The organism is Prosthecobacter sp. (genome assembly GCF_044373815.1).
Lineage (GTDB): Bacteria > Verrucomicrobiota > Verrucomicrobiia > Verrucomicrobiales > Verrucomicrobiaceae > Prosthecobacter.
On sequence record NZ_JBIPNG010000009.1, the window covers coordinates 25,841 to 39,564 of the forward strand.

Consider the following 13,724-nt stretch of genomic DNA (forward strand, 5'->3'; position numbering starts at 1 on the left):
GCATTCACTGAGGAACGTGGCGCAGCATCCATTCCGCCATTTCTGCGTAGATTGGAAAATCAGTGATCAACACACTGTCGTGATCCGCGCCGGGAATTTCAACCCAGCGTTTTTCGATGCCGGATGGCAGTGCGTCATAGAGAAGGCGTCCACACTCGATGGGGATCACCCGGTCTGACGTCCCATGTGCGACAAGCACCGGGCATTTGAGCTGGGGAACCAGAGCGAGGGAGTTCGCCGCACTGACTTCCATGTGTGCCTTTCTTTGATAAAACCAGCCCGTCATGTGGCTCCAGACTGAACCCAGCCACTCTCCCACACAACCCGAAGTCTGATGACGCACCAAGTGGTCCAATGAATCAAAGGTCGCAACCAGCACGGCCGCGCGCCAAGGCGCATCCTTCTCCACGGCGGAGCGGATGCTGACTGCACCGCCCATCGACAATCCCATGATGCCAGCGGGTTGCGGATTGAACCCGAACTTCGCTGATGCTTCATGCAGCGCCAGCGCCGGTAGGTGCGCCTCCCTCACGCCATAACAGGCGGTTGTTTCTGGGTGATCACCATGAGCAGGCAGGTCGAGCAGAATGCAGCGAAAGCCCACGGCGCAGAAACGCTCTGCGACGAGCAGGTAGTCCTCCTTTCGACCACGGCGGCCATGCACGAGCACCAGATTTCCCACCACACTCCCGGGTACTGGCAAGGTGAGACCTTTCAGCGTCATCTGCTCACGGATGACCTGACCGCGCTTTCCAAGTGCACCCTGCGGTGCTGGCTCACAGACGAGACATGGGGTGCCATCGGCACAGGTGAAGGATTTCAAAGCCACACCATGCAAGTCCGGACTGGACAGAAACTCATGGTGATAATCCTGCAGCGGCCTGCGTGGCGGATGTGCCAGCTGATCTGCGGCCAGCCAGCCGGCCAGCGGTGGCACCAGCAGAAGCGCGGCTCCCAGGATGACTCGTTTTCTTTTCACCGGCCGATGATGAGCAAGATTGTGCCTAGTGACAATCTTGTTATGTTCGCAAAAGCAGAACATGAACTTTTCCGCACTTCTTCGATTCCTTGCCATTTCGGTGCCCGCTCTGCTGGCCAGCTGCGCCAAGCCTGCTTATGAGGTGCGCGGATACGCCTCCTACATCGCGGATCAATATGCAGGCCAGTACACCACCTCCGGGTCCATCTATCAGCCACAGGGTTGGACAGCCGCGCACAACACCCTGCCCTTTGGCACGGTGGTCAAGGTGAAGAACAACACCAATGGACGAACGGTAAACGTGACGGTGACCGACCGCTTCCCCTACTACCCGAACCGCGTGATCAATCTCTCCCGCGCCGCCGCCGAATACATTCAGCTTCCCTATCGCCAGCTCGGCGATGTCACGGTGACTGCCAAAACCATCGCCAACGGCGCTGCGCCAACGTCAAACTACAGTGCGCCTCCGGCCAGCTACGGTCCTGCTCCAGCCAACTACAACACGCCGGCACCGGTCAAACACAGCGCACCGCCACGCACGGCTTACAAGGCGCCCAAAACGTATCACGCTCCTTCAGCAGCCAGCAGCTACCGCAAGCCCACCACGGTGCCGCCAGCCGGGTATGGCACCGGTGCACCGCCCCCGGGATATGGCACCACTTCAATGCCAGCAGGCATTCCGCCACCGCCGCCGGGGTATGGTGGAAGGTGAGGCCTCTGCAAATGCAGCAACATTTTTCTGCCACACTTTGGAATCGAGCGTCCATATCCACAGTGCATGGATTCTCTCACGCCGCCCAAAACTCCGCAGGATGCCGAACTCGCCAGACAGGTGGAAGCCGGTGACGACGCAGCGTTTCGTCTGCTGATGCAGCGGCATTTGCAGCCGCTGCGCGGCTATCTGGCGCTGCGAGCACCGGTGCCCGATTTGATCGATGAAGTGGCGCATGACGCCTTTGTCTTCGCCTATCAGAACATGAAGGATTTCACTGAAGGGTCCATGCAGCCGTGGCTGCGCACCATCGCCTACAACCATCTGCGCGACCGGCTGAAGGCGTATGCGCGAGATTTCACCAAACACGAGCGCTACTCCGAGCAGGTGCGCTGGGAAACGGCGCTGGAGGCTTCTGAAAAACCCGTGAGTGATGAATCAGACCATCTGGCGACCTGCCTTGAGAAGCTGCGCCACCATCAGCGCACCATCCTGGATCTGCGTTACGAGATGCAGCTCAGCTGTGAGGAAATCGCGCAACGCACCGGCCGCAGCACGCTCGCGGTGCGCACCGTGCTGATGCGTGTACGCCAGCAGTTGCGCAAGTGCATCGAACTTCACCTGGAACACAAAACCGCATGAACACCGACGAAGCGATCGACAAAGCTTTGGAGGGGGGGCTCTCCAATCATGAATGGCAGGTTTTGATGAGCGACCCCGACACGCTCAAGGAGTTGGAAGAGCAGCTCGGCATGGACGCGCTGCTGCGTGTGGCCCTGGAAAAAAATGACACTCCCGCCGCGCTCGCGGAGGCCATTGAAGCCAGCGTGAATGTGTCATCCGTCGATGATCTGATACGCAGCATCGAAGAGTCAACCACTCGCCGCCGCCCGCGGCGCTGGCATACCCACCTGCCCCGCTGGACCACTGCGGCCGCGGCTGTGTTGATCGGTTTCATCGGCGGCACTCTCGCGTGGCCGGATATGTTTCAGCGGCTCGATCTCGCCCCCGTGGTGGCTCAGCGCACGGGCAAACGTGTCATCATGTACGGACGCATCATCGCCAACCCACCGGGACCTCGTGTGGTGGTGGTGCCCGAGCCGGTGCTGGTTCAGCCCCCCCTTGCACCTGCGCCGGCGGCTCCGAATCCGCAGACACCGAAGGTGGTGGTCGTGGAGAAAAAATCTGAGCCTGCGCCTACACCAACTTCGGTGACGCCGCCCGCCATCGGCATGGGGAGCGTCCCTGCACCGGTGCCGGAGAAGATGGAGACCGCGACGATTCCTCCGATGAATCTTGCCTCGAAACCCAAGATCGAGATGACCATGGAGACTCCCGACGTTTCTTCGAAGATCGATTTCGAGCGGCAGGTGCTGCCGATTTTGGAGCGCTCCTGCTTTGAATGCCACAGCAGCAAACTGAAGAAGCCCAAAGGTGGGATCCGGCTGGATGATCTTGAGGCGATTCGCGAAAAGAGCCAGACGGACAATCTCATCCTGCCGCACAAGGCCGCCAAGAGCACGCTGGTGAAATCTATCTCTCACAATCCCGGCGACGATGATCTCATGCCGCCGCCCAATGATGGCAAGCCGCTGAGCGCCGAGGAGATTGCGCTCATTCGGCGCTGGGTTGAGGAAGGGGCGAATTTCGGTGCGTGGACCTCCATGCGTGCGAAAGAGGTTTCGATCTCGACGCTGAACGAAGCTGTGGATATCACCCAACTCAAGGCCGTGGCAGCACGCATCGACCAGCTGATCGAACGGGACCTGAGCAAGCACGCAGAGGAGGCCCGTCCCTTGGCCAATGAATTTGTGTGGCTGCGCCGTGTGTATCTTGACCTCGTGGGCCGCATTCCCACGAGCGACGAGGCCAAACGTTTTATCGCCATCAAGGAACCCGACAAACGCGGACGCCTGATCGAAGAACTGCTTGCCTCCAACGGCCACGTCAGCCACATGTTCAACTACTGGTGCGATCTGCTGCGAGCCAAAGACGATCTGGCCGAAGGTGTGCAGGGAGATTTTTATCTCGCCTGGATCAAACAGAGCGTGCGTGAAAACAAATCTTTCGACGAATGGACGCGTGAGCTGCTGAGCCCTGAAGGCTACGGATGGCGCGCACCTGCGGCGGGCTATTACCTGCGTGACGGCGAAAACCGCGCCGCGAACATTGAGAGCACGGCCACGCTTTTTCTTGGCACGCAGATTTCCTGCGCGCAATGCCATGACCATCCTTACAGCCGCTGGACGCGGAAGGAGTACCATCAGTTCCTGGCCTGGACATCCGGGATCAAGACTGCGTCCAAGGAAGACGGGGTCGGAGAAGTGGGCGGCAAAGCGATCCGCGAAGCGGCTGAACACTACGACCGCATGGCGATGGACAAGCTGGACTATGAACGGAGGCAAAAAAACCAGCGCATCCGAGATGCCCTGCTGGCGCTGCAGCGTGCGGCAGGTGGTGCAGGCGTGGTGAATGGAGAGGGGCAGCAAGCAAAGCTGCCGGACGATTACCAATACGCGGATGGCAAACCCGGCGAGCTGATTCCTGCAGCTGTGCTTTACGGCGATTCACCAGCCACAGGCGCACGCCCAGCAGAAACTCTGGCGGCATGGGTCACTGCGCCCAACAACACACGATTTGCTCTCACGCTGGCCAATAGGCTGTGGGCCAAGTTGTTCGGCGTGCCATTCGCAGGCAGGGTGGATCAGGTGCGTGAAGTCGCCGACTGCGCCAATCCTGATCTGGCGCAGTATCTCGTCAATGTGGTGCGCGATTCGAAATACGATGTGCGGCGGATCCTGCACATCTTCACCCTGACCCGCGCCTATCAGCGTGAAGCCGGCCTTCTGCCGCAGGATTCTTCGGTGGTGTATCGCTTCCCTGGTCCTGTGGTGCGTCGTTTGACGGCTGAGCAGGTATGGGACTCGATGATGGCGCTGGCTGTGAAGGATCTTGATTTGAAACTGAATTTTGATCCTCCCGGTGTCGCCGAACTTGAAGCGGCGATCGCTGCTAAAAAAGCCAGCGAAGTCACTGCTGTGGCCCGCAAAATCGCAGGCAAGGAAGAACGCGCAATGATGGTGGAGGAACGCCGTGCACGCCTGCGCAAGGAGATGGCCCGCGAGTTTGCCGGTGGTGGCCTGGAGCGTGCCTCGGAACTGCCGCAGCCAACGCCGGATGGTCATTTCCTGCGCATGTTTGGCCAGGGGAACCGCGACTTCATCGGTGATGCGTGGAGCTCCTCCACGGTGCCGCAGGCGCTGCTCATGCTGAACAGCGATTTCTTTGACCATGTGGCGCGTTCAGGCAGTCCTTTGTCCGACAATCTGCGAGGGCTCAACAACATCACCGAAGTCGCGCGCGGCGCCTTCCTGGCCGTGATGACGCGTGAGCCGACGCAGGCTGAACTCGATGCCTGCAAGCAGGCGCTGGGTGACACACGCAATGCCAAGGCGCTTGCCCGCACTCTGCTCTCCACCGCTGAATTCATGTTTCAAAAATAACCCCTCCCTTTATGAAGCACTCCTTGAACCGCCTTGATGATGTCTCCCGCCGTGAGTTTGTCACGCGCATGGCCCGCACGTGCCTCGGCGTCAGTTTGGTGCCGCCACTGGGGCTTGCGCGAGCGTTGGAAACGAGCACGCCAAAGTTTGCCAGCCACGTCATCTATCTGAACATGCGCGGCGGCATGAGCCACATCGACACCTTTGACACCAAGCCCGATGCCCCAGCCGGTCATCAAGGGCCGGTGAAAACGATCAAGACCAAAGCGGATGACCTGCTCATCTCCGGCTTCTTTCCCAAACTGGCGGAACATGGGAAAAAAATCGCCGTGGTTCGCTCCTTGCATCACACGCAGGGTGCCCACGAGCCTGGTGTTTATAAAGTGCTCACAGGTTATGAGATGTCCGCCACAATGCGGCATCCGGCACTCGGCGCCTGGGTGGCGCGGCAGGTGACGCAGGGACATTCCACCCTGCCACCTTACATTCGGCTTGCGGGTCTCGCGGGGCATCCGGGCAGCGGGTTCATGGATGCACGGTATGCGCCTGTCCCGGTGCTGGATGCCAGCAAGGGACTCGAGCATACCCAGCTGCAAAACGGCGACTCCATGACCAACCTGCGCAAACGCAGCGGACTCGCCGAGAACTTCAATCGCGACTTCCTTGCGCGCTACCCCATGGCGGAGGTCAAAGCGCATGTGGATGTGTATGCCGATGCCATCAAGCTCATGACCAGCAAGGATCTCGATGCCTTCGACATCACGCAGGAAAAAAGCAAGCTGGTGGAAGACTACGGTAATGATGAATTTGGCCAGGGTATTCTGCTGGCGCGCCGACTTGTTGAGAGCGGCACCAAGTTTGTGGAGATCGAACTCGGCGGCTGGGACACGCATGCGGACAACTTTGCCCAGGTGGAATACCTCGCCAGTCGTGTGGACAATGCGGTAGGCACCTTGCTGGAAGATCTGGAGACACGAGGATTGCTGGACAGCACGCTGGTGGTGCTCACCACCGAATTTGGCCGCGGCCCCAAGATCGACGGCACCGGGCGCGGGCACCACCCCATCGCGTTTTCATCTTTCATCGCGGGCGGGGGCGTCAAAGGCGGTCAGGCTTATGGCAAAACCGATGAGACTGGCACCCATGTGATTGAGAATCCCGTCACCGTGCTCGACTTCCACGCCACCATCGGTGCGCTGCTGGGCGTGCCGCGACAGGAAACCATCTCCGCCGGCAGCGGCGGAAGTTTCAGCATCTATGGCGGCACCGGAGCGAAGCGCGGCGTGCCGATCGCGGCGCTGATCTGATCAGCTCGCTTTGGGCTTACGCTCGATCCAGTCATAGAGCATCGGCAGCAGCAGCAGTGTGAGCAACGTGGAGCTGATGATCCCGCCGATGACGACGGTGGCCAGCGGGCGCTGTACCTCGGCTCCCGCTCCATGCGCGAGGGCCATGGGCACGAAACCGAGAGCAGCGACGAGCGCGGTCATCATGACAGGGCGCAATCGCGTGGAGACACCGGTGAGCACGGCATCACGGACGCTCATGCCTTCCTCACGGAGCTCGTTGAAGTAGTTGACCAGGACGAGTCCGTTGAGCACCGCGACACCGCTGAGTGCGATGAAGCCAACGGCGGCGGTGATGCTGAAAGGCATGCCACGCAGCTCTAGGGCGATGATGCCGCCGGTCAGCGCGAGGGGAATGCCCGTGGCGACGAGCAAGGTCTGACGAATGCTGCCGAAGGCGAAGAAGATGAGCATCAGGATGAGCGCCAAGGCGGTGGGCACCACGATGACCAGACGAGCACGGGCCTCCTGAAGATTTTCAAAGGTGCCGCCAAACTCGAAGCTGTAGCCCTCGGGGAATTTCACTTCTTGTTTGATGCGCGCACTCGCCTCGTTGACGAAGCCTTCCATGTCGCGGTCCTTCACACCGACGAGGATGGCGGCACGGCGCTGCGTGCGGCTGTGGCGGATGGGTTCAACGGTTTTCTCCGTGTGAATGTCTACCGCATCGCCTAGCGTGAGCATGCCGAAGTCACCAACACGCAGCGGCAGGCTCTTCATGATCTCCTCCTTGGCACGCTCTTCCTCGGGCAGGCGCACGACGATGTCACGCTTTCGATTGCCTTCGACGACCTGGCCAGACACTTCCCCGCCGAGACCGGCAGAGACGGCATGATTGAGTTCGGCAAGGGGGACGTTGTACTTGGTAAGAACATCCCGCTTCACCTGCATCACGACGGTGCTGGTACGACCGTCTGTTTCAAGCTCAGCGGATCCTCCCGGAGTACTGTTGATGATGTCACGAATCTGGCTGGCAAGCTTTTCAAGCATGTCAAATTCGATGCCGTAGATGCGCACAGTGAGCTCGGCCTTGGAACCTTCCATCATTTCATTGAAGCGAGTCTCGATCGGCTGGCCGAATTCGATGCTCTGGTCTTCGTGCTCGCTGAGCGCCTCCTTCTCGATGGCGGCGCAAAGCTCGGCCTTGTTGGTGGGCAGGCCGGGGCCTTTGGGCCACTCGGAGACGGGTGTGTAGAAGACGTAGAAATCCGTTTCGTTTGGCGGCATCGGGTCGGTGGCGACTTCGCTGGTGCCGCTGCGGGTGAAAAAGCGGGTGACCTGCGGAAACTTTTCACGCACCATCTGGCCGAGCACAAGGTCCTCATGCAGGGACTCCTTGAGGCTCATGCCGACTTTGCGGTAAATCATCCCGGCGATGGAGCCTTCGTCCAGCTTGGGCACGAACTCGGCCCCCAGTGTGCTGAAGCGCCAGCCGCAGAAAGCAAAGAAAGCGACGGCCAAAAGAACCACCGCCCAGCGCATTTTGATGGCGGCACGCAGCATGGGCTGGAACACGCGGTTGAGACCCGAGATGATCCAGTTGTCCTTTTCGGCGACGTTGCCGCCGAGGAAGAACGAGCACATCGCGGGCATAAGCGTCAGCGCCAGCAAGAGGGCTCCGGCGAGAGCAAAAATCACCGTCACCGCCATGGGGCGAAACATTTTACCTTCGACGCCCGTGAGCGTCAGAATCGGCAGATAAACGATGGTGATGATGAGCACCCCGAAAAACATCGGGCTCGCCATCTGCTTGCTGCCAGCGAGCACTTCGCGTGAACGCTCTTCTTTGGTGAGGATTCGTCCGAGGTGATGCTGCTTGATGCCGATCCTGCGAATGATGTTTTCGACCATGACCACGGCGCCGTCGATGATCAGACCAAAATCGACCGCGCCAAGACTCATCAGATTGCCAGACCATCCCCCCTGCACCATGCCACAGATGGCGAACAGGAAGGACAGTGGAATGGCCAGCGCCACGATCAAAGCCGCACGCCAGTTCCCTAGAAGGACTAGCAGGACGACGATGACGAGCACGGCACCTTCTAGGAGATTTTTTTCGACCGTGCCAACGGTGGCCTCGACGAGGTCGGAACGTTCGTACACGACCGTCACATCCATGCCTGCAGGCAACTTCTCCCGCAGTTCCTCCAGTCGTGGTGCCACGCGATGGCAGACGACGCGTGCGTTCTGCCCCATGAGCATCATCACGGTTCCGAGCACGACCTCCTCACCGTCCATGGTGGCGGCACCGCCGCGGAAGCCGGCGCCCCATTGCACCTTGGCCACGTCCTTCACCCGCATCGGCTCGATGGCGGCACCGAATTTGATCGGCAGCTGGGCGATTTCTTCAGCCGTGCTGACACGACCCACACTGCGAATGGTGAGCTGTTCGTCACCGCGATTGATGACGCCGCCACCGGCATTTTCGACATTGCCGCGAATGATGGCCGCGAGTTCGCCCACGGTCATGTTCGCCGCTTTTAATTTATCGAGCATGGGCTCAACGGTGACCTGACGCTGATGGCCGCCGTTGCTGTTGATTTCCGCCACTCCCTGCACGACGCGCAGGTGCGGTTTCACGATGTATTCGTGTGTCTCCCACAGGCGCATGAGGCCTTCCTTTTCATCAGCGGGCTTCTCCTTGGCCCCCTTCTTCCAATGGAGCGTGTAGTAGAAGATTTCACCCAGGCCTGTGCTGATGGGGGCAAGGCTGAGCGAGCTGCCCGGAGGCAGATCGTTCATCACGGCGGTGAGACGTTCGGTGACGAGCTGGCGCGCACGAAAAATGTCCGCGTCGTCTTCAAACTGGATCGTGACCTGGCTGAGGCCAAACTTCGTGAGCGAACGCGAATCGAGCACGCCGGGCATCCCAGAGAGCGCCATTTCGATGGGGCGTGTGACGGCGCGCTCGGACTCCTCAGGAGCCAGGGCTGGCACGGCCACGTTTACCTGCACCTGCGGGCCAGTGAGATCCGGCACCGCATCGATGGGCAGGTGCATGAGTGAATACAAGCCCGCACCGAGCAGGCCGAAAGCCCCCAGCAGCACGAGGGCACGCTGACGGACAGAGAATTCGAGAATGAAATTGAGCATGATCGCAAAAGATGAGGTTCAAAATGCGATGCGGCCTATTTCACCAAAGAGCTGCCCGTGAGCTGCTCAAGCTGCAGACGTGCGTCCACAGCACCCAGCTGCGAAGTCAGCACGGCTTTGACGGATGCGATGTACTGACGTTGCAACTCTGTGTAAGTCGCCAGCGGCAGCGCGCCCAGGCGATAGTGCTCATCGGCTTCTGCAGCCGCCTTGCGAAAGCTGTCCAGCGTGTCAGCCGGCCATTTGGCAAGCTCCTCGGTGTGAATGCGGTAATGACTGGCCTGCGCCGCGACGTCACGCTCGAGCTGACGCATCTGGGCAGTAAGCATGACTTCCGCCTGCACTTCCTTGGCTTTCGCGGCGTCGATGGCCCCCTTGTTGCGGTTCCACAATGGCAGAGGAATGGAAACACCGATGCCCAGCTGGGTTTCCCGCGTAAACGTCGTCTGCTTCTGCATGTAAGGCTGCACGGTGATGGAAGGCCAGCGCTCGTTTTTGGCGAGCTCCACATGGTATCCCTGCTGCTCCACATCAATGAAGCGGGCGCGCAGGGCGAAGTTTTTGCGACGTGCCTCGGCCAGCAAGAACTCGAGCGGCGGTGGCGGATTAAGCACAAGATCCTCCATGCGCAGCTCCAGCGGATGCTCTGCTTTTTCCCCCAGGAGCTGGTTCAGCTCAAAGCGGGCGGCGGCCAGTTCGTTGCGCGCCAGCGTGGCTTCGGCACCCAGCGTGAGCGCACTGGACTGAATGATGCGGGCCTCCAGACGCGGCGCGGCACCGGCAGGATCACGCTGCAGGAGCACCGCCGCGAGGGACTGGAAACGTTTTGCCACCTCCTCGGCGGCACGGGTCTGCTCCTGCGCGGCAAGCAGCTTCCAGGAGATGGTGCGCACACGGCCGGCAAGCGCGGCGCGAAACTGCACGACCCCAAGCTGGGCGAGTTCAATGTCTTTTTGCGCGATGGCCTTGCGTAGAGAGAGACGCCCAGGCCACTCGAAGGTTTGCGTGAGCTGCACCGCCCAGGTGGGACCATCGCCAACTGCACCCGTAGAGAGATCGCGTATATGCCAGTTGCCGACGCCGACCATCATGTCCGGGTTTTTAATCTCCCCCGCCTTGGTTTTTCCGCCTTGGGCGACATCGATTTGAGCCTCGTAAAAACGAAGCTCCGGGTGTGTGGCGAGAGCCTTGAGAACGAGGGAATTGACTGAGACGGGCCCCGTTTCGCCCCTGGAGGGCAACTGGAGGCAAACAAGCAAACTGAGAAGAAGAGAGGAAAGTTTCATGCGCGTAAATTGAGATTGGATGGTGAGTCATGGGCAAGGCGGATTGATCCGCAGCATGTGCCCGCTGTGTCCGCTTTTGCGGCCCCGGAGATTCGATCCATTGCTCAACAACGCATGACGGTCCTGCCAGACTTCAGGGCAAGACCATGCGACCATGAGTTCCTCTGCAAGCGCCCGACTGCAGCAGCCACAACTGGCTTTGCGAGGAGGCAGTGGGCCACGGCCACGACATGCGAAGGGACCGCCGCTTTGGCGATGCCCTGCGTGGATATCATCAGTCGCTGCGCACGTGAAGCGTCATCGACTGGCTTGAATGCCAGCACGTGATCCGCTGCATTGGATGCAGGCGCTTCGGCAAAAGCCACCAGCACTCTGCAAAGCGCGTCATGCTCATGAATCGTCAGCTCAGCGGCGGACTTGCCTGCATGAGAAAGCACCACCGTCAGGGCGCCTTTGTTGGACACACCGACCTTCACGGCGTGATTGCCGTCAATCATTGCCGCCGCCATGCAGATGGCCGGTGCGATCCCATGAGAGGAAAGCATCCAACCAATCAGCAGCAGCAAATGCACCAGCCGGACTAGCGGCTTGGAGTCATGGCGGTGAGATTTCATGTGTGTATGCAGGACAATAACGCACAGCCCTGGCAGTTTCCAGCATGAAAAATCAACCTGCCCCAAGCCCTTCCGCTGGATCTGGTGGCTTGCCCGGTTCGTCTGGCTCTTTCTTATGCAAGGACAAGAATGACTGGTGATCCGGGCCTTCGATGAGGACATACTTGCTGTGCAAGCCTTCTTCTCCTGCATCAAAATGGGGATACAGCACCGGAAGGATGAAGAGCGTGAGCAGGGTGGCGGTGATCAGGCCCCCGATGATAACACAGGCAAAAGGACGTGCGGTTTCCGCACCGACGGCGTGGGACAACGCCGCGGGCAGCAGGCCCAGGGCGGCCATGGCGGCGGTCATCACGACCGGTCGAACACGGCTGATGGCCCCCTCCCGAACCGCCTCGGCCATGCGCATGCCTTCCTTGCGCAATTCACGAATGCGCTCGACCAACAGCACCCCGTTTTGAACCGACACGCCAAAAAGGGCGATGAAGCCGACCAGGGCGGAAACAGACATCGCCAGACCCGCCAGTGGCAGGACGAGAATCCCGCCCACCGCAGCAAAGGGCACATTGAGCAGGATCAGAGTGGCAAGCTTCGCGGAATCAAAGGCGGTGAACAGCAGGAAGAAAATGGCAACGAGTGTGATCGGCACAACCAGAATCAGGCGTTTGACCGCGCGCTGCTGGTTTTCAAAGGCACCCGTCCACTCCAGGCGAAACCCCTTGGGCAGGACCACCTGAGCATTGACCTTCTGCTGCGCTTCAGCCACCAGCGTTCCCAGATCACGCCCGCGCACGGCGAGCTTCACAGCGGTCAAACGAGCATTTTCTTCGCGATAGATGCGGGCAAACCCAGGCTTCACATCCACGGAGGCCAGCGCCCCGAGCGTGAGTCGCTCGCCATCAGATCCGGAAACAGGAATGCGCCGGATGCCGTCAATGCTGGCCACGGAGCGCGGGATCATTTTGACCACGAGATCAAAGGTGCGCTCACCTTCGAGCACCTTGGTCGCAACGGAACCGCCCATCGAGGTCTCGATCACAGACTGCACATCCGTCATCGACAACCCGGCACGGGAGATGGCGGACCGATCAACAGCTATCTGTACCTGGGGCTGTCCCATGAGTCGGTCGGTGCCTACATCAGCGGCGCCTGGAACAGTGTTGAGAATGTCCACGATCTGATCCGCAAGCTGCTGGAGTTTCTCGGGCTCATCTCCGAAGATTTTCACACTCAGTTCGGACTTCACCCCGGAGATCGCTTCATTGACGTTGTCCTCAATGATCTGACTGAACTGAAACTGCACGCCAGGCACTTCGATGTTGAGCTTCGCCTTCATGGCTTTGACGAGGCCATCACGTTCCTTGGCGGTCTTCCATTCCTCACGCGGATAAAGATCCACGGAAGTTTCACTGACATCAAAGCCGTTGACGTCCGTGCCATCGTCCGGCCTGCCATTTTGTGTGATGATGGATTTGGATTCCGGGAAGGAGGCCAGCACACCCCGCATGCGCCGCATGATCTGAGCGGACTCGGAGGGCGAGATGGTCTGCGGCAGGAAGGAGCGGATGTAGAGGGAGCCTTCGTCCAGCTTGGGCAGGAACTCCGTGCCCGTGTGAGAGGAAACAACACCCGCAACGGCCAGCATGACCACACCACTGAGAACGACCATGCGGCCATGCTTGAGCGCCCAGCCAAGCGACGGGCGGTACATGCGCAGGAGGATGCGTACGAGCCATGACTCATGCTCTCCGGGTCCCTTCTTGAGCGCGTAACTGGCCAGCAGCGGCACAATGGTCAGGGCCAGAATGGTCCCGGCAATCAACGCAAATGTCAGAGTGAGAGCCATCGGCTTGAAGATTTTCCCTTCCACACGCTGCATGGTGTAGAGCGGCAGGAATGCCGTGAGGAGGATGGCTTTGGAAAAGAGAATGGGGCGTCCCATCTGCCCCACGGCCTTGGGCAGGAGTTTGAAGAGGGACTCTTTTTTATCCCGCCGCTCATGCATCATGCGCAGCAGATCTTCGATCACCACCACGGCGGAATCCACGATGATGCCGAAGTCGATGGCCCCCATGGAAATGAGGTTGGCCGGAATGCCACGCAGATCCAGCATGAGGAAGGCGCCCAGCAAGGACAGCGGCACCACAGCGGCGACCACTAGAGCGGAGCGGATGTTTCCCAGACCGAGAAA

At 59.9% G+C, this 13,724-nt stretch carries 9 protein-coding genes; 4 read left to right on the forward strand and 5 right to left on the reverse strand.

Annotated features, from left to right (window positions below):
• Positions 1 to 4 precede the first annotated feature (4 nt).
• Entirely contained in the window at positions 5 to 979 is a 975-nt protein-coding gene (locus tag ACIREA_RS01725; protein WP_397379930.1) for an alpha/beta hydrolase family protein, read from the reverse strand.
• Positions 980 to 1,040: 61 nt separating this feature from the next.
• On the opposite strand from ACIREA_RS01725, the gene ACIREA_RS01730 reads away from it, so the two are divergent.
• The 4 genes from ACIREA_RS01730 to ACIREA_RS01745 all read left to right on the forward strand — a co-directional run bounded on the left by ACIREA_RS01730 (position 1,041) and on the right by ACIREA_RS01745 (position 6,501).
• On the forward strand, positions 1,041 to 1,691 hold the full coding sequence (locus ACIREA_RS01730; protein WP_397379932.1) for a septal ring lytic transglycosylase RlpA family protein: 651 nt from the start codon (positions 1,041 to 1,043) through the stop codon (positions 1,689 to 1,691).
• A gap of 66 nt (positions 1,692 to 1,757) precedes the next feature.
• A complete protein-coding gene (locus tag ACIREA_RS01735; RefSeq protein WP_397379933.1) occupies positions 1,758 to 2,333 on the forward strand; it encodes an RNA polymerase sigma factor in 576 nt (191 codons plus the stop codon).
• The gene (locus ACIREA_RS01740) at positions 2,330 to 5,194 is read left to right on the forward strand and encodes a DUF1549 domain-containing protein (RefSeq protein ID WP_397379935.1); all 2,865 of its coding nucleotides are present in this window, start codon (positions 2,330 to 2,332) and stop codon (positions 5,192 to 5,194) included. The genes ACIREA_RS01735 and ACIREA_RS01740 overlap by 4 nt, the downstream gene beginning before the upstream one ends.
• A gap of 11 nt (positions 5,195 to 5,205) precedes the next feature.
• Positions 5,206 to 6,501 carry a DUF1501 domain-containing protein gene (locus ACIREA_RS01745; RefSeq protein WP_397379937.1) on the forward strand — a complete coding sequence of 432 codons (1,296 nt, stop codon included), beginning with the start codon at positions 5,206 to 5,208 and terminating at the stop codon, positions 6,499 to 6,501.
• Here the strand turns inward: ACIREA_RS01745 and ACIREA_RS01750 are convergent, their stop codons facing one another.
• The 4 genes from ACIREA_RS01750 to ACIREA_RS01765 form a co-directional block, all read right to left on the reverse strand.
• Complete coding sequence (locus tag ACIREA_RS01750; RefSeq protein ID WP_397379938.1) at positions 6,502 to 9,633, reverse strand: efflux RND transporter permease subunit; 3,132 nt, start codon at positions 9,631 to 9,633, stop codon at positions 6,502 to 6,504.
• 35 nt (positions 9,634 to 9,668) lie between these two features.
• Positions 9,669 to 10,919, reverse strand: coding sequence for a TolC family protein (locus tag ACIREA_RS01755; RefSeq protein WP_397379940.1), 1,251 nt, complete (start codon positions 10,917 to 10,919; stop codon positions 9,669 to 9,671).
• 104 nt (positions 10,920 to 11,023) lie between these two features.
• On the reverse strand, positions 11,024 to 11,533 hold the full coding sequence (locus ACIREA_RS01760) for a hypothetical protein (RefSeq protein WP_397379942.1): 510 nt from the start codon (positions 11,531 to 11,533) through the stop codon (positions 11,024 to 11,026).
• A gap of 52 nt (positions 11,534 to 11,585) precedes the next feature.
• Positions 11,586 to 13,724 (reverse strand): efflux RND transporter permease subunit (locus tag ACIREA_RS01765; RefSeq protein WP_397379943.1); only part of this gene is annotated, 2,139 nt, incomplete at its 5' end.

Coding starts and splice junctions, on each gene's coding strand:
- ACIREA_RS01760 (WP_397379942.1), bottom strand. CDS start 11,533: ATGAAATCTCACCGCCATGACTCCAAGCCGCTAGTCCGGCTGGTGCAT.
- ACIREA_RS01740 (WP_397379935.1), top strand. CDS start 2,330: ATGAACACCGACGAAGCGATCGACAAAGCTTTGGAGGGGGGGCTCTCC.
- ACIREA_RS01745 (WP_397379937.1), top strand. CDS start 5,206: ATGAAGCACTCCTTGAACCGCCTTGATGATGTCTCCCGCCGTGAGTTT.
- ACIREA_RS01755 (WP_397379940.1), bottom strand. CDS start 10,919: ATGAAACTTTCCTCTCTTCTTCTCAGTTTGCTTGTTTGCCTCCAGTTG.
- ACIREA_RS01735 (WP_397379933.1), top strand. CDS start 1,758: ATGGATTCTCTCACGCCGCCCAAAACTCCGCAGGATGCCGAACTCGCC.
- ACIREA_RS01730 (WP_397379932.1), top strand. CDS start 1,041: ATGAACTTTTCCGCACTTCTTCGATTCCTTGCCATTTCGGTGCCCGCT.
- ACIREA_RS01750 (WP_397379938.1), bottom strand. CDS start 9,633: ATGCTCAATTTCATTCTCGAATTCTCTGTCCGTCAGCGTGCCCTCGTG.